Here is a 25,171-nt window from a genome sequence, read left to right as displayed (position 1 = left end):
TTTTCTGTAGGCAGCATCCTGCTTTCGAGTGGGACGTTGCCTGCCTGAAAGTGCGTTGATTCTGTTTTGGTTTAGTCGTTGTTTTCCAACGTAATTATTCGTGTAACTTCTGCGCGTCCCCTGAACCACGGGCAATAACTGTACCGATTCACGGACGCATTCACGGGCACATTCACGTGAACAGAAGGAGCGGCAGCGATGTGCAGTGCCATGACAGAAAGCGCAACCAAGGATCTATTGATACAGCAGATGGTGAGCACAATTACTGAGCTTAATGGCCAGACCGCCATCGAAAAAGCCCTCCAGTGGCTGCGACGCGAATGCGACAGCGAGCGGGCCATGTTCTATCAGTTTAAAGGCCCGATGCTGCTGACGTTCATCACCTCCAATGTTGACGATGCGTGGGGGCAGGCGTATCGGCAGCATGAATTGATCACGCAGGACCCGGTCATCCGCTGCTATCGCAATCAGCTGGGCTTTTTGAACTGGCAGGATGCGTTCAAACAATACCCGGCGTCAGCCTGTTACGAAGAGGCGGTCGATGCCTGCGAACTGCTCCCGGCCATTTCCTACGGCTACACCAGCCATTGCCGTGGCACAGAAAGCGTGACGTCGGTCTGTACGCTGAGCGAAGTGGAACGGACGATTTCCGCTGAACAAAAATACCTCGTCAGCAGTCTCATGCCTGTGTTGCACAGTGTGGCGCGCGGGCTGAAGTTCTCTTCTCGCGGCCTGACGCTCCGTGAACTTGAAGTGCTGCAGTGGGCGAGGGATGGAAAAACCGCTTGGGAGATATCGATAATTCGCGATGTCTCCGAGTCGACGGTGAAGTACCACCTCAAGACCATCTACTCAAAGCTGGGCGTCGCCAACAGAGCGCAGGCGGTAGGCGAAGCCCTTTGCCGCGGCCTTATCAGGTAACGGGCTAACGAGCGAGCCAAGCGAGCACTGGTAAAAAAAGCGCAAAAAAAAGCCGCGAAAACAAGGTGTAATCGCGGCAAACAAGGGATGAGAGAGCGTACAACAGCGTAAACAAGCCGCCCGTGAGGGCGGCAGAACGATTAACGGGTGTGGTAAGTCGGCAGATCGAAGCGGTGCTGACTTTGCAGCATCGAGATCGCAGGCAGTTCGCTGGCTTGTGCAGCCAGGTCACGGCGAATTGCGCTGATGACCCATTCCAGCTGAACCGCAGTGTGCAACTGAGCATAAGACACGGAGCGACGTATCTGTTTGCCATCTTGAGTACGCAGTGACAACAGGACACCGCCATCAGGACGTGGCTGGGTAGTCACGGTGTAGTCGGAGAATACGGAAGCGAATTTTTCTTGAATAAAGGTCATGTCTGGCGGCTCCATTGCTCATGGGATAACAAGCTTGGAAGTACTATTGCAGTGTCTGTGCCAGTATTTGCACTAAAATTATTCCTTTAAAATCAATCACTTGAAAGATAGTCCGATTTTGTGTCTCGTGCATTTTGCATGAACGACCATCGTGCACCCTGCATTTTGCCGTTTCTTGCACGATCGACATCGGGCATAACGATCGGGCGTGGCAACGCGTCGCCCTGAGCTCGGCCGACCAGAATCGCTATCGGCTGCATTGCTCAAGGTTGATCGAACAGCTGGCAAGCGTTGCGGTCAGTGTATTGACCGCCACCGGGACAACCGGGATTCCCGTGGCACCGTTTGCCAAGGAGTGATCAATGACCGATTCAGCTATCAGCCAGTCGAAAACCATGACCGAAGACGAGGCCGCAGAGTTCGCCGAACAGGTATTCGACGTCGCTCGCCAGGGCAACGCCGTGATGCTGGAGCGTCTGCTGGAAAAGGGCTTGCCAGCGGATTTGCGTAATCACAAGGGTGACACGCTGCTGATGCTGGCCAGCTACCACGGCCATCAGGATGCGGTACGCGTGCTGCTGAACCACAAGGCTGATCCTGAAATCCGCAATGACAATGGCCAGAGCCCGATTGCAGGTGCCGCCTTCAAAGGCGACATGGCGGTAGTCAAATTGCTGGTAGATGCGGGCGCCAACGTGGAAGGCGCGGCGGCTGACGGTCGCACCGCCTTGATGATGGCTGCCATGTTCAACCGCAATGAGATAGTCGATTACCTGATCGGCCAGGGAGCGGACCCGCATGCCTGCGATGCCAAGGGCATTACCGCGTTGGGCGCGGCGCAGGCAATGGGCGCAACCGTGACGGCCGAGCAACTGACCAGGCTGGGCGTGCAGGCTGCCCGGGCCTGAAGCCAAGCATTAATGCATCAGGCATTAACACATAGAGGCGCGAGGGATTTACCGCTATCCTTCGCGCCTCTTTTTTTGCCTGCCGCAGGATCGCCCCCATGAAAGACTCACTGGTCGAATTAATCAGCAAAATCAGCTCCGGCTGCATGGGCGAAGACGAAATCCTGCAGATCGCTGATGACGCCGCGCAGGCCTATGCCGACCCGCAGGCGTTTCTGGCTGCCAACCCGGACATCAATTATGACGACAGCTTCCCGATCCCGCTGGGCGAGTGGGTGGTGGTTGGCAGCCTGCCGGAAACCGTGCTGTTTCAGGCTGACACTTATATGGACCTGTTCGAGCAGATTGTTCAGTCGTTCGGCAAGGAAGTGACGTTCAACATCAAGCCCAAACAACTGGCCAAGGTCGAGCCTCTGGTCGCCGTCAATCGCATCCAGATCCAGTTGAGCAGCATGAACAAGGAAATGGGTGGCTACGTGCTGATGAATTTCAGCCAGCCGCTGGATGATGAATTGCAGGCGGTGCTGGTTTACGGTTGTGACGAGGCGCGGGTCATCGAACTGGCCGCATCGGCGGGCATATATGCCGCGCCGGCGTTGCAGGCCTTGCGCGGTTAACCCAGTGCGGTGTCGAGAAACATCATGACGGCGAAACCGCCCATCAGGCCCAGCGTTGCCGAGGTCTGATGGCCGTTGCGATGGGTCTCCGGGATGACTTCATGGGACACCACGAAGATCATCGCGCCAGCAGCCAGCCCCATGCTCAGTGGGTACGCGATGGCAAACCCGCTGGAAATGCCCAGCCCTACCAGCGCGCCCAGTGGCTCCATAAGGCCTGAACCGATTGCCACCAGCATGGCTTTGAACGCCGACAGGCCGGTGGAGCGCAGCGCCAGCGCAATGGCCAGGCCTTCGGGGATGTCCTGAATGGCGATAGCGGTGGTCAGCGGCAAGCCGACATTCATGTCACCGCTGGCAAAGCTTACGCCAATCGCCATGCCTTCCGGCAGGTTGTGCAGGGTGATCGCCAGTACAAATAACCAGACCCGATTGATGCGCTCCGAGTGCGGTCCCTGACGGCCGACGCTTTCGTGCTCATGCGGGGTGAATTTGTCCAGGCCCAGCATCAACAATACGCCCAGCCCAAGCCCGGCCACCACTGTTGCAGCCGCCCAGGGGCCGCTGTCGGTAATGTCACGGGCGGCCGCAAGGCCAGGCAAAATCAGCGAGAACGAGCTGGCAGCCAGCATCATGCCTGCCGCAAAGCCGAGCATGATGTCCTGTGCGCGTTGTGACACCTCGCGCAGTGCAACCGCCAGCACCGCACCCAGCGCCGTGGCCAGAAAGCCAGCGGTGCCGCCCAGCAATGCGTGATTGAAATTGACCTGGCTGGCGCCATAAAACGCGTTGTAAAGGCTGACGCCGCCAAGGCCGACGACGATCAGCAAGGCTAGCGCGAAGCCCAGACTCACCAGTGGGCTGGCCTGAAAATGGCTGGACCAGGTCATTCGGGGGTGTGCGGGTGCTGGCATGAAGGGGTTCACCTGTGTGATGGTTTAATGCGATGGCGAGTAAAAATGCAAAATGACCCCGATTGGGAGCCCGAGAATATAAGGTTGGTTCAACGGAACCCCCGAACGGCGCAACTATCCTAGCAAGGTAAGCATTCATTCCAGGGGTAATATCATGGGTTCCAGCTTCAACGGCCTTGTCGGCCTGATTATTCTCGCGCTCGATATCTGGGCCATCATCAACGTCTTGAAAAGCGGCGCAGAGACCGGCAAGAAAATTCTCTGGGTGTTGCTGATCGTGCTGTTGCCGGTCGTTGGCCTGATCATCTGGGCGATCCTCGGACCGCGTGGCAACGTGCGTATCTGATACGTTACCAGGCTGCCCCGAACGCTTGATTACCTGGGTAATCAGGCGTTTTTTGTTTTCGGGGCAGGGCGTTTGCCACATGGACGAGGGCGGTTGGCTGCAGAGAGGTTCGACCTGTCATGTTCCTCGACGTAGAATGCGCGCCTTTGTTGTGGGCGGTCGGCCGTCCTGTCATCAGTACCCAGCGGGAGCTTACCCATGAGCGATTATCAGGAAACGTTGTACGAAGGCTACGGCCAGCGCTTTCGTATGGAAAAAATGCTGCACGAAGTACGCACCGAGCATCAGCACCTGGTTATTTTCCAGAACCCGCGCATGGGCCGGGTCATGGCGCTGGATGGCGTGATCCAGACCACCGAAGCGGATGAGTTCATCTATCACGAAATGCTCACTCACGTGCCGATTCTGGCCCATGGCGCTGCCAAACGCGTACTGATCATTGGCGGCGGCGATGGCGGTATGCTGCGCGAAGTCGCCAAGCACCTGACCGTCGAGCACATCACCATGGTCGAGATCGACGCCACGGTAGTCGAGATGTGCAAGGAGTTCCTGCCCAATCACTCCAGTGGCGCTTTTGATGATTCGCGTCTGAACCTGGTCATCGACGATGGCATGCGCTTTGTAGCGACCACCGAAGAAAAATTCGACGTGATCATTTCCGATTCCACCGACCCGATCGGTCCAGGTGAAGTGCTGTTCTCGGAAAACTTCTATCAGGCCTGCCATCGCTGCCTGAACGAGGGCGGCATTCTGGTCACCCAGAACGGCACGCCTTTCATGCAGTTGAGCGGCGTGCAAACCACGGCCGGGCGCATGAACGGTCTGTTTGCCGATTGGCATTTCTATCATGCGGCCATCCCGACCTACATCGGCGGGGCAATGACCTTCGCGTGGGGCGCTACCGACAAGAGCTATCGCAAACTGCCGCTGGAAACTCTGCGTCAGCGCTTCTCGGGCAGCGGTATTGTTACGCGCTATTACAATCCGGAAGTTCACATCGGCGCATTCGCCTTGCCACAGTACGTGCTGCACGCTGTGAACAAGGCCAGTAACGACTGACAGACAGTCGAGACGTTTCAGGCCTGATGGCCTGAAACGTTGCCACACGCGCTTTGAGGCGCGTGGCGGGCGACAGAAATTTCACAATTGCTGTCCCAGAATTGCGCGCGAAACTGAACAGGCGTGCACCTTCACCGGCGACCTGGCCCCAAGGCGACCCGCAATCAAGTAATATCTGCGCCCTGCTGCACGCCGCCCGCTCCGAGAACAGGGCGGTGCTGCACTCTCGAACCTATTTTCTGAATCCACCGGATCCTGACAACCATGGCCAAAACGGACGCCCAGCTTCATCGGCAAGCCCGCCTGCAAAACCCGACTGTCAAATCGCATCTGGCTTACATCCTGCTCAGCGGTTTCGCTCTGATGGTGATGTACACCCTGTTGCGTATAGGTCTGCTGGTCTACAACCGCGAGATGATTGGCGATACGCCAGCCTCGACCTTCCTCGAAGCGCTGTTCAATGGCACGCGTTTCGACCTGCGCCTGACCGTGTACCTGCTCATTCCGCTGGTGCTGTCGCTGTTCAGCGCCCGGGCCATGGCGGCGCGCGGGTTCTTCCGGTTCTGGCTGACGCTGGTCGGCAGCATCACGCTGTTCTTCGGCCTGATGGAAATGGACTTCTACCGTGAGTTCCACCAGCGCCTGAACGGTCTGGTGTTCCAGTACGTCAAGGAAGACCCGAAGACCGTTCTGAGCATGCTCTGGTACGGCTTTCCGGTGGTGCGTTACCTGCTCGCCTGGGCCATTGTGACCTGGCTGTTGAGCCTGGTGTTCAAGGGCATCGACCGCCTTACACGGCCACGCCACGTTACGACCACGGGCACCCACCATGTCAGCAGCGTTGCGCCGTGGTACCTGCGCATTGGTGTTTTCGTTCTGGTCTTGCTGGTCATGGTCGTGTGCATCCGTGGCACCCTGCGTCAGGGCCCGCCGCTGCGCTGGGGTGATGCGTACACCACCGATTCCAATTTCGCCAACCAGTTGGGCCTCAATGGCACGTTGACCCTGATCACTGCGGCCAAGAGCCGTATGTCCGAAGATCGCGACAACATCTGGAAAGCCACCCTGCCGCAGGCGGATGCGCAGCAGACTGTACGCGATATGCTGCTGACGCCTCACGACACGCTGGTCGAGTCTGAGATTGCTGCCGTGCGCCGTGACTTCACACCGCCAGTGGAAAACACGCTGCCGATTCGCAACGTGGTTGTGATCCTGATGGAAAGCTTCGCCGGCCACTCGGTCGGTGCGCTGGGCAACGATGCCAACATCACGCCGTATTTCGACAAGCTGTCCAAAGAAGGTCTGCTGTTCGACCACTTCTTCTCCAACGGCACGCACACCCACCAGGGCATGTTTGCCACCATGGCATGCTTCCCGAACCTGCCGGGTTTCGAATACCTGATGCAGACGCCGGAGGGTAGCCACAAGCTGTCGGGCCTGCCACAGCTGCTGAGCACCGGTCGTAACTACGATGACGTCTACGTCTATAACGGCAACTTTGCCTGGGACAACCAGTCGGGTTTCTTCAGCAACCAAGGCATGACCAACTTTGTCGGTCGCGAAGACTTCGTCAATCCGGTGTTCTCGGACCCGACCTGGGGTGTTTCCGACCAGGACATGTTCGACCGTGGCGCGCAGGAACTCAAAGCCCGGCAGGACGGCAAGCCGTTCTATGCGCTGCTGCAAACTCTGTCCAACCACACACCGTACGCACTGCCGGACCCTCTGCCGGTCGAACGTGTGACCGGGCACGGTTCGCTGGATGAGCATTTGACCGCAATGCGTTACGCCGACTGGGCGCTGGGCCAGTTCTTCGAGAAGGCCAAAAAAGAGCCTTACTTCAAAAACACCCTGTTTGTGGTGTTGGGCGATCATGGCTTCGGCAACAACAAGCAACTGACCGAAATGGACCTGGGGCGCTTCAACGTGCCGTTGCTGCTGATCGGTCCTGGTGTGCAGGAGAAGTTCGGCCAGCGCAGCAGCATCGTCGGTACGCAGGTCGATGTCGTGCCCACCATAATGGGCCGTCTGGGCGGTCTGAACCGCAACCAGTGCTGGGGACGCGACCTGTTGAACCTGCCGGAAGGCGACAAGGGCTTTGGTGTGATCAAGCCGTCGGGCAGTGAGCAGGTGGTCGCCATCATCAGTGGCAACCGCATTCTCATCGAACCGACGGAGATGCCCGCCAAGCTGCTGACCTATACGCTGGGTGCCAAACCGTCTGCCGAAGAAGTGCCCGATGCGCCGGACACACAGGAGCTCAAGCGCAAGCTCGAAAGCTTCCTGCAGACGGCGACCAAGAGCCTTCTGGACAACACGGCCGGTGTCGAGGCCAGCAAGAACCGCAACTGACGAAGGCTGACTCGTCCGGGCAACCGGCGAGTCGGATCACGCAACAGACAAAGGCCCTCGGCACCCGCTGCGAGGGCCTTTTTCATGCGCCAGTGCTGGCCGCGTGACACGAATCCGGTGGAACGAATGCGCGGCTCAAAAGGTCCTTATCACATAAGCCAGAGTGCCTGGCTTCGTTCTGGAGGCATTGATGAAACAGTGGGCCATTTTGTACCTGGACAAGGATGGTGTGCAGCAGCGCCTTGAGGCCGGCTTTGCAGAGCGTCCCAGCGAAGAAGAGGTTGCACGTCTTCTGCGCAAGGACCTGTATCCGGTCACCGATGAGCTGGACCTCAACGATCTGGACGGGCGTACCGACGAGCCTACCGTGAAGACACTCAAAGACCATAACAGCGTGCAGATCATTTCCATCACAGAAATGAGCTGATCGTTCATCGATCAAAAACCTTTTCGTGGCAATCACTTGGCATCCGGTCCGCGATAGGGCTACTCTGCAGATGAGGCCATTCACTCGGCCTCTGACCTCTCGATTCCCGGCCTGCGCGCAGGCCCGGTCTGGTCAGCTACATGCTTGATTCCCCACGCCGGATTATCTGTCGTGCGGCGGCCCCCGATCCGGTGGTCGCTCTGGAAGAGTTGAAACTCTATCTATCGTTGCATAGGAGGACGTTTCATGAGCACAGCCTATCAAGAGGACATCAGCAGTAATGTACTGCGCCGCATGAAAGAAGGCGGTTTCGATTTCGCGCGAATCTATCCCATCGAGTTCTACGCCATTTTCCCGGACGAGGAACGGGCACGGCAGGCTGCAGAGCAATTTCGCGGCGAATCCCTCAATACCCAGATAAACGTACGTGATGACGGTGCCTGGCACCTGCAACTGAGCAAAGTGATGTATGCCACTTACGACGGTATCGGTGATTTCGAACAGGACTTTCAGATGGTGATTTCACCCATGGACGGAGAAGTGGAAGGCTGGGGTGTCACTCAGGAGATCAGAAGACTGCACGCTTGATGTTGCCTGATCGGGAAGCAGCACACTGCCGGCTGATTCGGGATGACTTTCCGGATCGGCCGGTTTTGTTTCTGCTCGCGCTGTTTGATGTGCCAGGCCCGGTCTTCGCGCAGAAATACGAGCAGTTTCATAAACAGTGGTCAAAAAAAAGCCACTCAAACGAGTGGCTCAAAGGGAAGTCTGTTTAAATTCGGCAGGCAAATGTCGCCTGTTCTGCAAAATGCTGCGTGAGGCAAAAAGCGGCGTTTGGTGCCCTGTTTGCTCGGTTGCTGGTGAGTATGGCGAACTAATATCGTTGGCGGAAATCAACTCTGACTATGCTGATCATAGATTTCACGGTTGAATGACGCCTCCGAATGAAGCGTAAAAGAATCGGCTTGGGCGTTTAGTGCACAGGAATGGTGCGCAGGGCGTTGAGTATTTACCTAACTTACTGATATTGAAGCGTTTATGCCGGTGGCACGGGCTTTGCGATGGTCTTGGTGTCCATGGTGACAAGGAGTACGGCATGATCCGCACCTTTTATGACGAGATGTACGACGCTGGCGGTGTAGTTCGCCCGCACTATCGGGAGTTCGCCCGCTGGCTGGGTGACACGCCTCCCGAGCTTTTGGCTCAACGCAGGCGCGAAGCCGATCTGCTGTTTCACCGCGCGGGAATCACGTTCACGCTGTATGGCGATGAGCAGGGGACCGAGCGGCTTATTCCTTTCGACACCATCCCGCGCAGCATTCCTGCCAGCGAGTGGCGGATTGTCGAGCGTGGCTGCATTCAGCGCGTCAAGGCGCTGAACATGTTTCTGGCCGATCTCTATCACGATCAGCGCATCATCAAGGCCGGGATCATTCCTGCCGAACAGGTGCTTGCCAACGAGCAATATCAACTGGCGATGCAGGGCCTGAACCTGCACCGCGATTTGTATTCACATGTATCCGGTGTCGATCTGGTTCGCGACGGTGATGGCACGTATTACGTGCTGGAAGACAACCTGCGCACCCCGAGTGGCGTGAGCTACATGCTCGAAGACCGAAAGATGATGATGCGTCTGTTCCCCGAGCTGTTCTCGGCACAACGCATTGCCCCGATCGATCACTACCCCAATCTGCTGCTCGACACGCTCAAGAGTTCAAGCCACCTGGACAACCCGAGCGTCGTGGTCCTCACGCCGGGGCGTTTCAACAGCGCCTTTTTCGAGCACGCGTTTCTGGCGCGCGAAATGGGTGTAGAGCTGGTCGAAGGTGCCGATCTGTTTGTCCGCGATGACCGTGTGTTCATGCGCACCACCGATGGTCCCAAGGCTGTCGATGTCATCTACCGCCGCCTCGACGACGCGTTTCTCGATCCGCTGGCGTTCAACCCTGATTCGATGCTGGGCGTGCCTGGCCTGCTGGCGGCCTATCGCTCCGGCAATGTGGTGCTGGCCAATGCCATCGGCACCGGCGTTGCGGATGACAAATCGGTTTACCCGTATGTCACTGACATGATTCGTTTCTACCTGGACGAAGAGCCGATTCTCAAGAACGTGCCGACCTGGCAGTGCCGCAAGCCCGAAGAGCTGTCCCATGTGCTGGCCAACCTCGGCGATCTGGTCGTCAAGGAAACCCAGGGCTCCGGCGGCTACGGCATGCTGGTCGGCCCGGCAGCGACCGCCGCTGAAATCGAAGCGTTCCGCGCACGGCTGAAAGCCAAGCCACATGCGTACATCGCCCAACCCACATTGTGCCTGTCGACCTGTCCGACGTTTGTCGAGAACGGTATCGCCCCGCGACATATTGATTTACGCCCCTTTGTTCTGTCAGGACGCGAAACCCGCGTCGTTCCTGGCGGGCTCACCCGAGTGGCCTTGCGTGAAGGCTCACTGGTGGTGAATTCGTCTCAGGGTGGCGGAACCAAAGACACCTGGGTGGTCGAGGATTAAGGATGCCTGCCAATGTTAAGTAGAACTGCCTCGGATCTTTTCTGGATGTCGCGTTACCTGGAGCGAGCGGAGAACCTCGCCCGAATGCTGGACGTAAGCTATTCACTGTCGTTGATGCCCCAGGACGGGCGTGGCGACGGGCTGGATGAAATAGCCATGCCGTTGCTGATTACCGGAACGCTGGAAACCTACATCGAGCGTCATGGTGAGCTGCATGCCGAGCGTATGCTGCATTTCTTCGCCCTCGACGCGACCAACCCGGCCAGCATCTACAGCTGTCTGGGGGCCGCACGGGCCAGCGCGCACGCGGTACGCGGTCGTATCACCGCAGACATGTGGGAGAACATCAACTCCACCTGGCTGGAAATTCGCGGTATCGCCCAGCAGGGCCTGACCCGCTATGGCATGAGTCGCTTCTGCGAGTGGGTCAAAGAGCGTTCGCACCTGTTTCGTGGCGCAACCTACGGCACCATCATGCGCAACGATGCGTTCCGTTTCATTCGCCTTGGAACATTCATCGAGCGCGCCGACAACACCATGCGCATGCTCGACGCGCGCTACGAAATGCTCGAACTGCGCGGGCCGCAGGCCAACGCTGCCGCAGACAACTCGGCAGCAGGTTACTACCAGTGGAGCGCCTTGTTGCGCGCACTGTCGTCGTTCGAGGCATACACTGAAGTTTATCGGGATGCGCCGGGCGCGCGTCAGGTGGCTGAACTGCTGTTGCTGCGTGCCGATATTCCGCGTTCGTTGCGCGCCTGTCTGGAGGAGATGGATGTCATTCTCGCCAGTCTTCCCGGCGTCAACGGCCGACCTGCGCAGCGCATGGCGGCCGAGATGGATGCACGATTGCGCTACACCAGTATCGACGAGATCCTGGATGAAGGCCTGCACGAGTGGTTGAACGAATTCATTCCAATGCTGGCCCAACTGGGTGATGCGATCCACACTTCGTACCTGGAGGCTGCATGAGACTCTCTATAAGCCACGAAACCACCTATCACTATGATGATCAGGTGCGTTCCAGTATCCAGTACCTGCGCCTGACGCCTCATGACAGCGAGCGTCAGCAAGTGCTTAGCTGGCAGTTGACGCTGCCACGCCCGGTGCGTGCTCAGATCGATCCATTTGGCAACATCCTGCACGTCCTGAGCCTTGAAGAACCGCACGAGGCGATCATCATCGGCGCGCGTGGGCAGGTGGAAATCGACGAGACCCGCGAGGCCGAGCACGAAAGCCAGTCAGCGCTGCCGTTCTTGCGCGTCACCCGGCTGACCGAACCTGACGAAGCGATTCGCAGTTTCGCCGCCAAAGAATGTCGCAAGCGTACTGACCGTACTGCCTTGATCGATTTGATGCAGGCGCTCAATCAGCACATGACCTACACGCAGGGCGCAACCGAAGTCGACACCAGCGCCGCTCAGGCGTTTGCCGGGCGCTCCGGAGTCTGTCAGGACCATACCCACGCTTTTCTGGCCTGCGCGCGCAGCCTCGGCGTGCCTGCACGCTATGTGTCCGGCTACCTGTGCAGCGAAGACAGCGAACACCTGTCCAGTCATGCCTGGGCCGAGGCGTGGATTGACGATGCGTGGTACAGCTTCGATGTGACTAACCAGCTGGCCATTCCCGAGCGCCATTTGAAACTGGCGGTAGGGCTGGATTATCTGGATGCCTGTCCGGTGCGCGGCATGCGCCGTGGCGGTGGATCGGAACAGATGCACGCCAAGGTGGTGGTTTCGCCCATGACCGGTACGCCCAAGGTGAAAACCCGAGTGCAGGTTCAGACGCAGCATCAGTGAATCAGCAAGTGGTCATGGCCGGGCGGGAAAGCCCGGCCGTTGCTTATTCTGCAGGGTCGTCGGTGATGTCGTAGAGCGCGTTGTGCAACTCTTCGTAATTGCCGCCGTTGATCACGCTGAAGTAACCCGCAGCCCTGAGCTTTTCCTGAGCCTTGTCGGCTTTGCTGTCAGTGCTGCTGAAGATGACAAACACCGCATTGCGGTCGCTGAGCACCTGCTTCATCTGATTGACCAGACGCCTTTCATCGACCCGCACCGCATTCAAGACCGTGCCAGCCTCGTAGTCGGTCTGACTGCGAACATCCATGGCCAGCTTGCCTTCTTTCAATGCCGACACGGCCGCAGCCTGATCCGCCACACCCGCCTGTGCAGCGACGCTGCCGACCAGTGCAAATACAGCAATCCATTGACGCATACGCCACTCTCCTTCAATGCGAGTGGAAAGAGTGGCACAGTTACACGCTGTTCGAAAGTGCATCGAGTCAGCCGAATAACCTGTTCAGATTCGGCACGATCAATAACAACGTGGTGGTGAAGAGAATCCATCCCGCCTGGCGTACTTTCGAGTGTTTGAATTTGAACTTGAACATGGCTGACCGCCTTTTTTTGTTATTCCTGAGCGACAGAAGCACGTCGAATCCAGTGCAGGGATTGGACTGCTGGCTAGGTGAAGCAGTGAACAGGCGGGTCCGGTCAACTGACCGCTAACCCGAGCGCTGAATGGATTTTGCACGCTCCCTGTTACAGATCTAACCATAGAGCCGAGGTGCCCTCAGGCCTAGAACTGTTAGGCATGTCTATTTTAATTTTTAATGCTGAATGTTATTAATGATCAAGCCACCGCATGCGCAGGCCTCTGCTAGACACTTCGCTCAAAAATCCCTGGTCCGCTACCGTTCGTCCGAGTCAGATTTTTCCTACGCCTGGATTGCGACAAGCCTGTGAAACGGGCCGCTGCTTGATTTGATAAGGTCTTCAAGGCAGGCTTTGCTTCTGATCAACCGTCTTATTACCGCTTCAGGGTCCCATTTATGCCTTTACGCATCTGTATTCTGGAAACCGACAATCTGCGCGCGGAGCTGGTCGAGCAATATCATGGGTACGGTCGAATGTTCGAGCGGCTGTTCGCGCGTCAGCCGATTGCTGCAGAGTTGTCGGTATACAACGTGGTGCAGGGAGTTTATCCACCCGAGGGCGAAAAATTCGACGCTTATCTTGTGACAGGCAGCAAGGCCGATTCGTTTGGCACCGATCCCTGGATTCAGACGCTGAAGGTCTACCTGCTGGAGCTGTACCAGCGCGGCGAGAAGCTGTTGGGTATCTGCTTTGGCCACCAGTTGCTGGCTTTGTTGCTGGGCGGCAAGACCGAGCGTGCGGCGCAAGGTTGGGGAGTCGGCATTCATCATTACCAGTTGGCCCCGGCCAGACCGTGGATGACCCCGGCTATGGACAACCTCACGCTATTGATCAGCCACCAGGATCAGGTCACCGCGCTGCCTGAGCAGGCAACGGTTATCGCTTCCAGCGAGTTCTGTCCGTTTGCGGCTTACCACATCAATGATCAAGTGCTGTGCTTTCAGGGCCACCCTGAATTTATTCATGACTTTTCACGGACATTGCTTGATCTTCGCCAGGAGGCGCTCGGCGAGCAAGTTTACAAACAGGGTGTCGCCAGCCTCGATCATGACCACCACGGCGCCACCGTGGCGGAATGGATGATGCGCTTCGTGGCGCACAAGCCGGACAATCAATCAGCCTGATCCAGGCGCATGGCTCATCGTTATGCGCCCGACCGGTTTTCTGAAAGGTAGCGGGGCGGCTATAGCCAGCCGGAGCGCTTGAAGCTGGCAAACAGTGCCGTACAGCCGCCAACGATCACGCCCAGCACGATGAAGTAGCCGTAGTGCCACTTGAGCTCGGGCATGTTCTCGAAGTTCATGCCGTAGATGCCGGCAATCGCCGTCGGGAACGCCAGAATGGCTGCCCACCCGGCAAACTTGCGCTGCACGATGCTTTGTCGCGAGGACTCCAGCAGCAGGCCTATTTCGATGGTCTGGCTGGCGATGTCACACAGGTTGCCCAGGTCCTCCATCTGGCGCTTCACGTGAATTTCCACGTCACGGAAGTAGGGGCGCATGTTCTTGTCGATAAACGGAAAACTGAGTCGCTGCAGTTCTTCGCCCACTTCCACCATCGGTGCCACGTAACGGCGCATTCGCAACAGGTCGCGACGCAGTGCATGAATATGCTGGATATCAGACTCGCGCAGTGAACCGCCGATGACGCTCTGCTCCAGCAGCTCAAGCTCGGTGTGAATGGCTTCGGTCACCGGCTGATAGTTCTCGGTGACGAAATCCAGAAGGGCGTAAAGCACGAAGTCTTCGCCGTGTTCCAGCAGCAAAGGCCGCGCTTCGCAGCGCTGACGCACCAGCCCGTAAGACTTTGAATGGCCATTGCGCGAGGTGATGACGTAACCCTTGCCCGCGAAGATATGGGTTTCGATGAACACCAGTTTGCCGTTATCGCGCACCGGCGCGTAGGTCACGATAAACAGCGCATCGCCAAAGGTTTCAAGCTTGGGGCGACTGTGAACTTCCATCGCGTCTTCAAGGGCCAGTTCATGCAGGTTGAACTGCTCTTTGAGACTGGTCAGCTCATCGGCGCTGGGTTGCTCCAGCCCGATCCAGACAAAGTGCTCGGGCTTTGCGGCCCAGGCAGCGCCTTCATCAAGGGTAATGTCGCGGACTTTTTTGCCTTTGGTGTAAACCGCTGCTGCAACAACTCGACCCATGGTGCTATCGCTTCTTCACTATGTCAGTGGCGCAAAAAATCATGCGCGGTAGCTGATCAGATCGATCAAATGCGGATGAGTTCGCCGATAAACAAAAGCCCGCACCGGCGGGCCTGCGGCGGGTATCAAAGCATGTGTTGGCGGTCTTGCTCAATGGCTGCATCGAGGGTGTCGAGCAAACCTTTTCTGACCTTGAGCTTGGTTTTCTTGTGCGCGTTCATGTTGATTTTCTTCAATTGTGCCGCGACGGCAAGCGCGGCACCCTGCAGCTCTTCGACGCTGACCACCTTGTCCAGAAAACCCGCTGCCATCGCGCCCTCGGGGTCGAACATTTCGGCATTGATCACCGAGCGGTTGAATGCGGATTTACGCAGCCGGTCGCGGGCCAGTTCGATACCGGCGTGGTGCATGGTCATGCCGATCTGAACTTCGTTGAGCCCTATGCTGAACGGGCCTGCGACGCCGATTCGATAATCGGCTGACAGCAGCAAAAAAGCGCCCTTGGCGACGGCATGGCCTGGGCAGGCGACGATGATCGGGAAGGGGTGCGACAGCATGCGCCGCGCCAGGGTAGAGCCCTGAGCAACCAGATTAATGGCCGCTTCGGCACTCGAGGTCATGACCTTGAGGTCGTAACCGCCCGAGAGAATGCCGGGCTGCCCCGTCACGATCACGATGGCGCGATCCTTTTCGGCCTGATCCAGTGCGGCATTGAACGCAATGATCACGTCCGGGGAAATGGCATTGACCTTGCCGTTGTTCAAGGTCAGCGTAGCGACGCCGTCGTCCAGATGGTACGAGACCAGATCACTCATGACGTGATTCCTTTATTGAAGTGAGCAGACGTTACTCACCCGCACAGAGCAGGTAAAGCGCTGACTGAGTAGTCACGCAACAGCTTGCTGTCAAATGACCGATTCGACCGCGACAGCCGCCACGTTCATGGCTGGATGTCATTGAACGCGCAATATTCTTCCCATTCCATACCCAGCGCTTCTGCTACCTGCGCATGGGCTTCCAGGCGCATGCTTTTCAGTTGCTCTGGCGACTCGGCAATTAACTCCAGCGCCAGCTCCCAAGGCTCGATACCTTGACCTTCGGCCTCGTCCTCGAAGGCCCACTGCAGTTGCTGCTTTTGCTCTTTGGGGCTCAGCTCGCTGATTTCATCTTTCAGGGTCGGATGGGTCGCGAGGTATTTCGCCAGCGCAGCCTCGTTCCACTCAAGTGTATTCATGCCGGGTTCCTCAAACGGATTTCAGGGCCATGCCGCGGATCAAAGCAGCCTGGCGAGACGGCGTGATTGTGAGGGAGCGGGCCATTGATGTCAGCACCTGCTCGCAATAATCGCTAGAGTGTCCGGAGGAATTTTTATTGACCATTCATTCAGGAGTCTATCGATATGATCAAAGTCAGTGTGCTGTATGCGTACGAAGAGGGTGCCCGTTTTGATCACGACTACTATCGCGACAAACACCTGCCGCTGGTGCAGGAACTGATGGGCAGCTACTGCAAGGGCTACAGCGTCGACAGGGGCATCGGCGGCGCAACGCCTGGCTCTGACCCTCGCTACATCGGTATGTGCCACATTTACTGCGACTCCATTGCAGACTTTGAAGCCGGTATGGGGCCGCACTCAAAGCAGATCAATGCGGACATCATCAACTACACCGATCTGATTCCGGAGATACAGATCAGTGAAGTACGTGCTGATGTGAAAACCGCGTCGTAAGTTATCGAGCAGTATCCTGCCAGGCCGCTTGTTTCTTTGAAGACATACCACCCGACGGATCAAAACACTGGCTGTTGTACAGCGGGCTTTGACACTGCGAGCGCACGCTTGGCGGTGGCGGGCGGTTTCGCTGAAACGCCTTGTAGCGCTCCGTCTCGTATACCGTCACGTGCGTGCGGCCGCTGACCTTAAGATATTCAGTGGCTTTGAGATTGGTTTTGTGGACGTAATCCAGCGGTTCGTCGTCGCGCCGCATGTTCGGCGGGCCTTGCCGCTGCGGGGTGCTCTGAGCGTCGCCTTCACAGGGGATTGACGCGTAGCTCACCTTTCCCTGCGCTGACGTGCATTTGAATATCTCGCTGTGCGCCGTGTTTGCACTCAGCAACGCTGCCACTGCAAGTGTCATTGAAAGCCTTTTCATGGTTCTCTCCCTGTATGGCGCAAGGCTACCAGTTGCCTGTAAATGCCGCCAGATCATCTCGCGGCGAGGGACCATTCGTCAGACGTATCGCACGGCTGCGCGTGTCGGTTCTCTGAATATCAGGTTCTGAATTCTACAGTGGAGGTACACATGACCGGCACAACGCCAGGCAGCAACAACCAAGACAAGAGCAATCAAGGCAAAAATGATCCGGGCTTCGACGAGGAGTCACCGAAGACCCAAGACCCGCAGATCGACCCGACCGAGCCTGCAAAAACGCCTGCCACTGAAAAGGGCAGCAAGGATGACTACCCGCCGTACACGCCCGACAAATAACTGACCGATTGCCCTCGGCGAACACCGAGGGCGGTTTATTATCGGCCTGTCTTATTTGTTGGCATCCAGGTATTCGAGCAGGTCCTCCATTCTTTCATCGTTGCCCATCCACCACAGTTTCATGCGTGTACCGGGCACAACTTCGCTTGGGTCCTTGATGTACCTGCGCAATTCTTCGCGCGTCCAGATCAGCCCCGAGTTTTTCATCGCATCGGTGTACACGTAACCTTCCTGCTGACCTGCCTTCCGACCAATGATGCCGTTAAGCGGTGGGCCAAATGCGCTGCGCGCAGAAGGGCCGATCTTGTGGCAACCTGAGCAGAGGCGGGTGAACACTGCCTTCCCGGCCTCTGCATCGCCTGCACCTTGGGCCATCGGATGCAGCACCAGTGCCAGTACCAATAACGCAGTTCTTTTCATCGATATTCCACAGCGCGCCGGGGCAGCTTCTTCAAAAGCTGCGAATGTTAGCGCAATTTTCCGGCACTCACTTGCTGGCAGGTATCTGGCTCGACAACTCATCGAAGTCACGCTTGTAACTCGCCATCTCGGCCGCGCTGACAAAGCTCTGCTCCAGAACCAGCTTTTTTGCGCCGGTTTCGATACTGGTCAGTTCGTGGAGGAAGCGCTTCTTCTTTCCGGCGTTGACCTTTGTCCCTGCATCATCAAGCGACTTGCGAATCTCTGCTGCCCGCGTGTGGACAAAATCCTGGCCCCGGCGATCAATGGTGAGCCCGTCGTTTTCAACATAACCTTCCAGCCCGGTTTTCTTCAGTACCAGCCACAGCGCTCTGTCCGGCGTGAACGTGCCCTTGAATTTCTTGACCTTTTTGCTGCTGTCAGCGCCCAGGTCAACCGTCACCGGGCAACCGGATCGGTGGGCCAGTTGTTGCAAGGCTTCATCCAGGCGTTGCGTCGGCATGTCATACGTAATGGGCGTCATCGGGCAAGCCGCATAAACCGGAGCCCCGGTCAGGCACGCAACGCTGATGACCAGTTTTTTCAGGGTGTTTTTCATGTTCGCAAGGGTTTCATCTGGAGGGATAGGGCTTGGAAAGCGTTTGCTGCGTGATGTTCCCGCGCGGCCAAGAGACGGTCTTGCACTCAAATCGCAGACAAAGAAAAGCCCGCGATGGGGGGTAGCGGGCTTAAGGTCTTGCTGGGAATTGAGTTAACAATAAACCCGCGAACGTGAAAAAAGCGTGAACTGCCGGATACAATTTTCAAACAATTGAAATCAGGGTTCGCCGTCCCAGTAATCGACGTTTTCAGTGGTCCGCTGGTTGGCGGTGAACACACGTGCCCCGTTGGCTGAAACCATCGCCTGATACTTGCCCGAGTCAGGGTATTCACACACCTCGGGCGTCTCCCGCGTGCTGATCGACAGGTACTTGAGCGGTGCCTGTGATGTATTGATGATCTGATGAGGGTATTCGGGGCCCGCTGGAATAAACAGGACGTCGCCCGTCTTGATCGGCAACATCTCGCCGGCAACACGCAAACTGCCTTCACCCTCGATGATCACGAACATTTCTTCCTGAGCGTGATGGAAATGATAAGGGCACGAGCGCTTGCCGGGCGCGACGACATCGACAGAAGCCCCAAGCTTGTGTGCCACCGTCCCAGTGCCGAGGCGCGCTGCTGCGCTTTCATACAGCGGCTCACGAACTTCATGTTCGAGTGACGCTTCATTGAAATTGCGGATCAGACGAGACGCCAGTTCACGTGCGCGGTCATTCATGAGGGTCAAGGCTCTGGAAGAGTTCAGGAGAGGGTACTTTAGACCAGTGAAGGCAGGGGCGCTTTTCCCGAATACTCGGCACACCGTCGGTAGGCCTATACCGTCTGGATGTGGCGGCGACTACGACCGTTGTGCCCTGATTGCCTCAAGCAAGGCTTTGGTCTCATCAGATCCAGCCTTTACCTCCTCAATGAGGCTTTTCACGTCTTGTGCATTAGCCGCTTGTTCGTACCCGGATTGAAAGATTGAACCGGCGCTGCCAATAATCGTGGAGTTCGCACCCCAGAGGCCTAAAACGGTTGCAACCCCTATCGCGAGAATCGCCAGAACGGTGTTTCGGTTAGAGCTTTTCACTTCCTTGAGAAGCTCGGGCAGAGTTGTTGAAAAGCCAGCGATGGTGCTGCTCACCTGCTTTATGGAAGCATTGAAAGCATCGAGCTTCGCATCCATCACGCTTTCCCGATCCTCTAAACGACGGTTTGTCGCTTCAAAACGCTCCGAGTAGAGCCTGTCGCGCGCTTCTTGCTCACGGCGGTAGGCTTCATGCTCGCGCGCCGCCCACTCGCGCCTTTGAAGCTCGGCTTGCTCCATTCGATCAATACGCTTGTCCATCCTGTTCTCGATGGCAGAGAGCGTATCCCTCATCTCATTGCGCGTGATCTCGGTCATGACTGGAGTATCTCCCTTCGGGGTCTTCATGTCAGCTCTTGTAATCGACAGCCGTGGCGAGGGCAGATGGTTTCTTGTGAATATGAGACAGCACTCACTCATCGGCAGACGTCTCTGTGTCTTTCAGTAGCCAGTTGCCTATGAACCTGGCCGAATGAGCACGCTGCATGCCGCAGTTGTTGCACATAAGCATGACGGATTCCTGTGTCATCCCCGATTGGGTCAGCACGACCTCTGAGTGCTCGAACGAGCCGACAGGTATTTCCCAGGACTGCGCGCTGCACGATGTGCACGCACTCATTGCCTTGACCCCTTTCAAAAACCGGATCACGTCATCAAAAAACAGTTTGGGCGCATCTGCATCGAGCATCCGTTCATCCACAGGCATACATAAATCCTTTTGAATCCTTTAATTCCATTACAGCGCGGGGGTATCTCTGCCCTACGACCGTCGTGACCTTCCGGGGAATGATTATGGCCAAACTCCATGGTTTATGAAGGGGCCACTTTTCGACGCGATGTTGCTGATCCTGCGCTGGGTCGGCGTAGGCAGCCTGGCATGTAGGTCGTAGAGAAGTCGCTTTGACTGCGATTTTTTTGGAGAGGGTGGGACAGAAATGGTAGCGCTGTCCCATATCGGTCCCATAGCCCACTTTTTCAAACCCCATAAACCACAAAACCCCTGAAATTCTTCAATGAATTCAGGGGTTTGGCGTGTTTCAAATATGGCGGTGAAGGAGGGATTCGAACCCTCGATACAATTTCTTGTATACACACTTTCCAGGCGTGCTCCTTAAGCCACTCGGACACCTCACCGTATCTCGACGACACGTTGTGTCTGTCGAGGCGCGCTAATGTAGTCGAAAGCTTTTCCTAACGCAAAACTTTTTTTCAGATTTTTCATGTGGTTAAGCAAATAAATGCTTATTCGCCAGCAAAAAGCCCTGGCAGGCGATGCGGCCCTTGTGTGCAGGGCCGCTTGCCATAGGTGGTTCAGGCGCTGAAGCCGCCGTCGATGGTCAGGCTGGCGCCGGTGATGTAGCCAGCTTCCGGGCCTGCGAGGTAGGCGACGAAGCTGGCGATTTCTTCGCTTTTGCCGTAGCGGGGGATGGCCATCAGCGCTTTCAGGCTTTCGGCGAATTCGCCCTGTGCCGGGTTCATGTCGGTGTCGACCGGGCCGGGCTGGACGTTGTTGACGGTTATGCCCTGTGGGCCGAGGTCGCGGGCCATGCCTTTGGTGAGGCCAATCAGTGCCGACTTGCTCATGGCGTAAGTCGCGCCACCCGCAAACGGCATGCGCTCGGCGTTGGTGCTGCCGATGTTGATGATGCGACCGCCTTCTTCCATATGCCGGGCGGCTTCCTGGCTGGCGATGAACACGCTGCGCACGTTGATGGCCAGGGTTTTGTCGAAGTCCTGCATGCTGAACTCGTTGAGCGGTGCGATGGCCAGCACGCCGGCGTTGTTGACCAGGATGTCCAGCCTGCCCAGGGTTTCGGCGGTGGTCTGCACGGCCTGGCGGATGGCTTTCTCATCGGCGCTGTCTGCGCGAATGGCCAGTGCCCGTCCGCCATTGGCATTGATGCTGTCCTGAATCTCCAGTGCGTTGACTTCAGAGTTGATGTAGGTGAACGCGACGGCCGCGCCTTCCTTGGCCAGGCGGTTGACGATGGCGGCACCAATGCCGCGCGAGCCGCCTTGCACCAAAGCGACTTTGCCGGCGAGTTTGAGGTGTTCGATCATGATGTTCTCCGTTGGGCAGGTCTCGGACAGCCAGAAGCCGTCGACGATTGCGACCAGAATAGACCCTGATTGCGATAGTCTTCCTGAACCAAACGTTCGGACTGATTCATTATGGATATTCATGACAACAGCGCGTTGATCCTGATCGACATGCAGCAGGGCATCAATCACCCCAAACTGGGCCGGCGTAACAACCCGCAGGCCGAGGCGAATATAGGCGCGCTGCTGAGCGCCTGGCGGCAGTCCGGGCGTCCGGTGATTCACGTCCGGCATTTCTCGACCGCGCCCCAATCGGTGTTCTGGCCCGAGCAGTCGGGTGTCGAGTATCAACCTGCGTTCGTGCCGCACGCCGATGAACGGGAGCTGAGCAAACAGGTGCCTGACGCGTTTTGCGGGTCATTTCTGGAAATGTGGCTGCGGTCTGACGGGATCAGGCAGATAGTGATTGTCGGGGTGGTGACCAACAACTCAATCGAGTCCACCGCGCGCAGCGGCGGCAATCTCGGCTTTGAGGTGGTGGTGGCGCATGACGCCTGTTTTACCTTCGACCAGAAGGATTTCTTCGGCACGCCGCGTAGTGCCGAAGACGTGCATGCGATGTCGCTGGCCAATCTGCACGGCGAATACGCCACGGTCCTGTCCACCGCGCAGGTTCTCCAGCACGCTGCCGCCCAATAAACTCAGATCACTTGCGGGTCTTCTTTGGCGCGGCAGGCAACGGCGCGAACAGCGCCTGCAGGTCTTCATCGCGCAGCTTCCAGTCGCCGGTGGTACGGCCATCCAGCACGCCGGCTGCCAGCGCTGACTTTTCCCGCTGCAGGCGCTGGATTTTCTCTTCCACGGTGCCGCGCGCGATCATCTTGTAGACAAACACCGGCTTGTCCTGGCCGATGCGGTAAGCGCGGTCGGTCGCCTGGTTTTCCGCTGCCGGGTTCCACCATGGATCGTAGTGGATCACGGTGTCGGCGGCGGTCAGGTTGAGGCCGGTGCCGCCGGCTTTCAGGCTGATCAGGAAGATCGGCAGCTTGCCGCTCTGGAAGTCGTGAATCGGCGTGCGTCGGTCGCGGGTCGAGCCGGTCAGCAGTGCGTAGGCAATGCCGCGCTGTTTCAATTCTTCTTCGATCAGGCTCAGCATCGAGGTGAACTGCGAGAACAGCAGGATCTTGCGACCCTCGGCCAGCAGTTCTTCGAACATTTCCATCAGGCTGTTGAGCTTGCCTGACGTGCCTTGTTTGCTGTTGACCGGCATGTCGTGGTTGACCAGCCGCAGGTCGCAGCACACCTGACGCAGCTTGAGCAGCGCCTCGAGAATAATGATCTGGCTGCGCGCCACGCCCTTGCGGGTGATCTCGTCTCTGACTTTCTTGTCCATCGCCAGGCGCACGGTTTCGTACACATCGCGCTGGGCGTCGTTGAGGTCGACCCAGTGAATGATCTCGGTCTTGGGCGGCAGTTCGGTGGCGACCTGTTCCTTGGTACGGCGCAGCAGGAACGGCTTGATGCGCGCATTGAGGTGATGCAGGCGGTCCTGATTGCCGTGCTTTTCAATGGCCGTGCGGTAGTTGCTGTTGAATTCCTTGCTGTTGCCCAGCCAGCCGGGCATCAGGAAGTGGAACAGCGACCACAGCTCGCCCAAGTGGTTTTCCAGCGGCGTACCGCTCAGGCACAGGCGCTGACGGGCAGTGAGGTTGCGCGCGGCCTGCGCGGCCTTGCTGTTGGGGTTCTTGATGTACTGCGCTTCATCGAGAATCAGCACATGCAGCGGCTGCTTTTCGAGCATCTCCATGTCCCGGGGCAGCAGTGCGTAAGTGGTCAGGATCAGATCGTAATCCTGTAGATTGCCCGCGTCCTGATGGCGATTGGCGCCATACAGCGCCAGCACCTTGAGGTCCGGGGTGAAGTGCTCGGCTTCATCCAGCCAGTTGGGAATCAGGCTGGTCGGCATGACGGCCAGCGCAGGGCGGTCAAGGCGTCCGGCCTGTTTTTCCATCAGCAGGTGAGCCAGGGTCTGCAGGGTCTTGCCCAGGCCCATGTCATCGGCCAGCACGCCGCCGACTTCCAGCTCGCGCAATGACTGCATCCAGCTCAGGCCTTCCAGCTGATACGGACGCAGTGTGGCATTCAGGCCGTCGGGCAGGTTGACCGGCGCGTCCTTGATGTTGATCAGGCGCTCTGCGAAATGGCGCAGACGGTCGCCGCCCTGCCAGGTCAGCGGCAGGTCTTCGAGCTGGGTCAGGCGCGCCGCATCGGCCTTGCTCATGCGCAGCGCGTTGTTGCCGTCCTGCCGCCAGTAGAAGTCACCCAATGTCGCCAGTACCGGCTTGAGCCGACCGTACGGCAGGGCAATCTGCACCGGGCTGCCACCGCTCTGGGTAAAGTGGTTGAGCTGCACCAGCAGTTGTTCTTCGTCGCCGCGCTTGGCCACCGCCGACGGGCTCATCAGTTCGGGGTGGCTGCGGATCAGGTTGATCAGGATCGGCAGCAGGCTCAGGCGTTCACCGTTGACGATGATGCCCAGCTCCAGGTCGAACCAGTCGCGTTCGGTCTCTTCGTCGATGACTGCATACCAGTCATCGACCGGTGTGACGTCAAAGCCGAATTCTTCCTGAATCTCGATTTCCCAACCCTGTTCGCGCAACCGTGGCAGGTCATCAAGCACGAAATGCAGCCAGGCCTTGTCGTTGGGCAGCTCGTACATGTCGCCCGCGCTGTCAGGCAACGCCTTGCTCTGCCGGGTGGCGACCTTGAAACCCAGGTCGGCCAGCTCCTGACGCAGCTGCCGCTCTTTTTCGCCCTGACGACGTATGCGCAGCGTCTCGGTTTCGGTGTGTTCGATGATATCGCTTTTCTGGTTGACCAGATCACTGCCCAGCGAACTGACCAGAATGCTCACGTTGGTGGTGCCAACGGCGTAATGCTTGCCGTAGGCGAAGGCGAGCGCGGCGCGATGTTGAATATGCCGCTGCATGCGCCCGTTACGTGGCTCGTAGGCGCTGAACTCGATACTGGCCAGAATCAGCCTGGGGCGCGGTTGCAGATCATCGATCAGGCGTTCCGGCAGCCGGGGTTTTTGCGCGATCTGCTGCTCGACGTGCTGCTCTGTTTCCCGCTGGTGCGAACTCAGCGCGGCTTGCAGCAGTGGCCGGTTTTGCGGGTCCTTGAGAAACAGCAGCGCGGCCACGCAGTGCTTGCAATCGTTGCGTACCGGGCAGGTGCATTTGCAGGTCAGGTAATTCTTGTAGCGATCCGGGTCCTTGAACAGCAGAGTCTGGGTATAGATTTCAAGGCCCGAGCCCCTGCACGCGGTGCGGATGATCTGCGGGCTGGAGTCTTCCAGCACGATGCGTTTTTGCCGGGCGTAGTCGCGCCCCCGCTCAAGCGTTCGATCGTTGAATAAGTCTGTCCAGGCCGAAGCCAGGACTTTTTCGAGAATGGACGACAAGTTTTAAAAGGCCCTACGCCGCAGCGATGCT

The 25,171-nt window shown here is 57.7% G+C and carries 29 protein-coding genes and 1 tRNA gene; 15 read left to right on the top strand and 15 right to left on the bottom strand.

Annotation, left to right across the window (positions count from 1 at the left end; genetic code table 11):
* The first annotated feature begins 198 nt into the window (after window positions 1–198).
* On the top strand, window positions 199–921 hold the full coding sequence (locus QRN38_RS23350; RefSeq protein ID WP_044419761.1) for a helix-turn-helix transcriptional regulator: 723 nt from the start codon (window positions 199–201) through the stop codon (window positions 919–921).
* Window positions 922–1,061: 140 nt separating this feature from the next.
* Here QRN38_RS23350 and QRN38_RS23345 read toward each other — a convergent pair whose 3' ends face one another.
* Window positions 1,062–1,340 carry a DUF3509 domain-containing protein gene (locus tag QRN38_RS23345; protein WP_057418464.1) on the bottom strand — a complete coding sequence of 93 codons (279 nt, stop codon included), beginning with the start codon at window positions 1,338–1,340 and terminating at the stop codon, window positions 1,062–1,064.
* A gap of 362 nt (window positions 1,341–1,702) precedes the next feature.
* Here QRN38_RS23345 and QRN38_RS23340 point away from each other — a divergent pair, with 362 nt between their 5' ends.
* Window positions 1,703–2,248: an ankyrin repeat domain-containing protein gene (locus QRN38_RS23340; RefSeq protein ID WP_057418465.1), complete on the top strand. Its 546-nt coding sequence runs from the start codon at window positions 1,703–1,705 to the stop codon at window positions 2,246–2,248.
* Between the two features lie 98 nt (window positions 2,249–2,346).
* Complete coding sequence (locus QRN38_RS23335; protein ID WP_057418466.1) at window positions 2,347–2,865, top strand: hypothetical protein; 519 nt, start codon at window positions 2,347–2,349, stop codon at window positions 2,863–2,865.
* Here QRN38_RS23335 and QRN38_RS23330 read toward each other — a convergent pair.
* The gene (locus tag QRN38_RS23330) at window positions 2,862–3,779 is read right to left on the bottom strand and encodes a ZIP family metal transporter (RefSeq protein WP_007244314.1); all 918 of its coding nucleotides are present in this window, start codon (window positions 3,777–3,779) and stop codon (window positions 2,862–2,864) included. The genes QRN38_RS23335 and QRN38_RS23330 overlap by 4 nt on opposite strands.
* Before the next feature lie 154 nt (window positions 3,780–3,933).
* Between QRN38_RS23330 and QRN38_RS23325 the strand changes: the two genes are divergently transcribed.
* The 8 genes from QRN38_RS23325 (at window position 3,934) to QRN38_RS23290 (ending at window position 12,268) form a co-directional block, all read left to right on the top strand.
* Window positions 3,934–4,125, top strand: coding sequence for a PLDc N-terminal domain-containing protein (locus QRN38_RS23325; protein ID WP_002552853.1), 192 nt, complete (start codon window positions 3,934–3,936; stop codon window positions 4,123–4,125).
* 198 nt (window positions 4,126–4,323) lie between these two features.
* Window positions 4,324–5,184, top strand: a complete 861-nt coding sequence (speE, locus tag QRN38_RS23320) for a polyamine aminopropyltransferase (RefSeq protein WP_057418467.1) — start codon at window positions 4,324–4,326, stop codon at window positions 5,182–5,184.
* Window positions 5,185–5,448: 264 nt separating this feature from the next.
* Window positions 5,449–7,536 carry an LTA synthase family protein gene (locus QRN38_RS23315; protein ID WP_057418468.1) on the top strand — a complete coding sequence of 696 codons (2,088 nt, stop codon included), beginning with the start codon at window positions 5,449–5,451 and terminating at the stop codon, window positions 7,534–7,536.
* A 190-nt stretch (window positions 7,537–7,726) separates the two neighbouring features.
* Window positions 7,727–7,963, top strand: coding sequence for a hypothetical protein (locus tag QRN38_RS23310; protein WP_003378612.1), 237 nt, complete (start codon window positions 7,727–7,729; stop codon window positions 7,961–7,963).
* Window positions 7,964–8,209: 246 nt separating this feature from the next.
* Window positions 8,210–8,551, top strand: a complete 342-nt coding sequence (locus QRN38_RS23305; protein WP_005617305.1) for a ribonuclease E inhibitor RraB — start codon at window positions 8,210–8,212, stop codon at window positions 8,549–8,551.
* A 508-nt stretch (window positions 8,552–9,059) separates the two neighbouring features.
* Window positions 9,060–10,469, top strand: coding sequence for a circularly permuted type 2 ATP-grasp protein (locus tag QRN38_RS23300; protein WP_005617003.1), 1,410 nt, complete (start codon window positions 9,060–9,062; stop codon window positions 10,467–10,469).
* A gap of 12 nt (window positions 10,470–10,481) precedes the next feature.
* Window positions 10,482–11,441 carry an alpha-E domain-containing protein gene (locus tag QRN38_RS23295; protein ID WP_003378609.1) on the top strand — a complete coding sequence of 320 codons (960 nt, stop codon included), beginning with the start codon at window positions 10,482–10,484 and terminating at the stop codon, window positions 11,439–11,441.
* Window positions 11,438–12,268, top strand: a complete 831-nt coding sequence (locus QRN38_RS23290; RefSeq protein WP_003378608.1) for a transglutaminase family protein — start codon at window positions 11,438–11,440, stop codon at window positions 12,266–12,268. Before QRN38_RS23295 ends, QRN38_RS23290 begins: the two co-directional genes overlap by 4 nt.
* Window positions 12,269–12,311: 43 nt before the next feature.
* Here QRN38_RS23290 and QRN38_RS23285 read toward each other — a convergent pair whose 3' ends face one another.
* Window positions 12,312–12,683, bottom strand: a complete 372-nt coding sequence (locus QRN38_RS23285; protein ID WP_005766850.1) for a rhodanese-like domain-containing protein — start codon at window positions 12,681–12,683, stop codon at window positions 12,312–12,314.
* 616 nt (window positions 12,684–13,299) lie between these two features.
* Between QRN38_RS23285 and QRN38_RS23280 the strand changes: the two genes are divergently transcribed.
* Window positions 13,300–14,028, top strand: coding sequence for an amidotransferase (locus QRN38_RS23280; RefSeq protein ID WP_011103822.1), 729 nt, complete (start codon window positions 13,300–13,302; stop codon window positions 14,026–14,028).
* A 59-nt stretch (window positions 14,029–14,087) separates the two neighbouring features.
* Here the strand turns inward: QRN38_RS23280 and QRN38_RS23275 are convergent, their stop codons facing one another.
* From QRN38_RS23275 to QRN38_RS23265, 3 genes are all read right to left on the bottom strand, one after another.
* On the bottom strand, window positions 14,088–15,059 hold the full coding sequence (locus QRN38_RS23275) for a magnesium and cobalt transport protein CorA (RefSeq protein WP_005617011.1): 972 nt from the start codon (window positions 15,057–15,059) through the stop codon (window positions 14,088–14,090).
* Between the two features lie 125 nt (window positions 15,060–15,184).
* Window positions 15,185–15,874 carry a crotonase/enoyl-CoA hydratase family protein gene (locus QRN38_RS23270; RefSeq protein WP_005738376.1) on the bottom strand — a complete coding sequence of 230 codons (690 nt, stop codon included), beginning with the start codon at window positions 15,872–15,874 and terminating at the stop codon, window positions 15,185–15,187.
* Between the two features lie 125 nt (window positions 15,875–15,999).
* The gene (locus QRN38_RS23265) at window positions 16,000–16,293 is read right to left on the bottom strand and encodes a DUF6388 family protein (protein ID WP_005738377.1); all 294 of its coding nucleotides are present in this window, start codon (window positions 16,291–16,293) and stop codon (window positions 16,000–16,002) included.
* A 165-nt stretch (window positions 16,294–16,458) separates the two neighbouring features.
* Here QRN38_RS23265 and QRN38_RS23260 point away from each other — a divergent pair, with 165 nt between their 5' ends.
* Window positions 16,459–16,788: an EthD family reductase gene (locus tag QRN38_RS23260; protein WP_007244311.1), complete on the top strand. Its 330-nt coding sequence runs from the start codon at window positions 16,459–16,461 to the stop codon at window positions 16,786–16,788.
* A gap of 1 nt (window position 16,789) precedes the next feature.
* On the opposite strand, the gene QRN38_RS23255 is transcribed toward QRN38_RS23260, so the two are convergent.
* Window positions 16,790–17,209, bottom strand: coding sequence for a DUF4124 domain-containing protein (locus QRN38_RS23255; protein ID WP_024667446.1), 420 nt, complete (start codon window positions 17,207–17,209; stop codon window positions 16,790–16,792).
* A gap of 150 nt (window positions 17,210–17,359) precedes the next feature.
* Here QRN38_RS23255 and QRN38_RS23250 point away from each other — a divergent pair, with 150 nt between their 5' ends.
* A complete protein-coding gene (locus tag QRN38_RS23250) occupies window positions 17,360–17,545 on the top strand; it encodes a DUF6021 family protein (RefSeq protein ID WP_005766839.1) in 186 nt (61 codons plus the stop codon).
* A 51-nt stretch (window positions 17,546–17,596) separates the two neighbouring features.
* On the opposite strand, the gene QRN38_RS23245 is transcribed toward QRN38_RS23250, so the two are convergent.
* From QRN38_RS23245 to QRN38_RS23215, 7 genes are all read right to left on the bottom strand, one after another.
* Window positions 17,597–17,965 carry a c-type cytochrome gene (locus tag QRN38_RS23245; protein WP_057418470.1) on the bottom strand — a complete coding sequence of 123 codons (369 nt, stop codon included), beginning with the start codon at window positions 17,963–17,965 and terminating at the stop codon, window positions 17,597–17,599.
* Between the two features lie 67 nt (window positions 17,966–18,032).
* The gene (locus tag QRN38_RS23240; RefSeq protein ID WP_057418471.1) at window positions 18,033–18,563 is read right to left on the bottom strand and encodes a hypothetical protein; all 531 of its coding nucleotides are present in this window, start codon (window positions 18,561–18,563) and stop codon (window positions 18,033–18,035) included.
* A 219-nt stretch (window positions 18,564–18,782) separates the two neighbouring features.
* On the bottom strand, window positions 18,783–19,286 hold the full coding sequence (locus tag QRN38_RS23235; protein WP_005766833.1) for a cupin domain-containing protein: 504 nt from the start codon (window positions 19,284–19,286) through the stop codon (window positions 18,783–18,785).
* Between the two features lie 120 nt (window positions 19,287–19,406).
* Window positions 19,407–19,985 (bottom strand): hypothetical protein, encoded by a 579-nt coding sequence (locus tag QRN38_RS23230; protein WP_057418472.1) that lies wholly within the window; start codon window positions 19,983–19,985, stop codon window positions 19,407–19,409.
* A gap of 64 nt (window positions 19,986–20,049) precedes the next feature.
* Window positions 20,050–20,343, bottom strand: coding sequence for a hypothetical protein (locus tag QRN38_RS23225; RefSeq protein WP_057415647.1), 294 nt, complete (start codon window positions 20,341–20,343; stop codon window positions 20,050–20,052).
* Between the two features lie 338 nt (window positions 20,344–20,681).
* Window positions 20,682–20,771: transfer RNA gene (locus tag QRN38_RS23220), tRNA-Ser, on the bottom strand.
* 177 nt (window positions 20,772–20,948) lie between these two features.
* Window positions 20,949–21,698 carry a 3-oxoacyl-ACP reductase family protein gene (locus tag QRN38_RS23215; RefSeq protein WP_057415646.1) on the bottom strand — a complete coding sequence of 250 codons (750 nt, stop codon included), beginning with the start codon at window positions 21,696–21,698 and terminating at the stop codon, window positions 20,949–20,951.
* A gap of 111 nt (window positions 21,699–21,809) precedes the next feature.
* On the opposite strand from QRN38_RS23215, the gene QRN38_RS23210 reads away from it, so the two are divergent.
* Window positions 21,810–22,376 (top strand): cysteine hydrolase family protein, encoded by a 567-nt coding sequence (locus QRN38_RS23210; protein WP_057418473.1) that lies wholly within the window; start codon window positions 21,810–21,812, stop codon window positions 22,374–22,376.
* 7 nt (window positions 22,377–22,383) lie between these two features.
* Here QRN38_RS23210 and QRN38_RS23205 read toward each other — a convergent pair whose 3' ends face one another.
* Window positions 22,384–25,140 (bottom strand): DEAD/DEAH box helicase, encoded by a 2,757-nt coding sequence (locus QRN38_RS23205; protein ID WP_007244220.1) that lies wholly within the window; start codon window positions 25,138–25,140, stop codon window positions 22,384–22,386.
* Between the last annotated feature and the right edge of the window lie 31 nt (window positions 25,141–25,171).

Origin of the sequence: Pseudomonas sp. CFBP2511 (assembly GCF_030209255.1) — a bacterium.
Lineage (GTDB): Bacteria > Pseudomonadota > Gammaproteobacteria > Pseudomonadales > Pseudomonadaceae > Aquipseudomonas > Aquipseudomonas avellanae.
The sequence above is the reverse complement of the archived record's forward strand: the minus strand, read 5'-3'. Positions and strand labels throughout refer to the sequence as shown.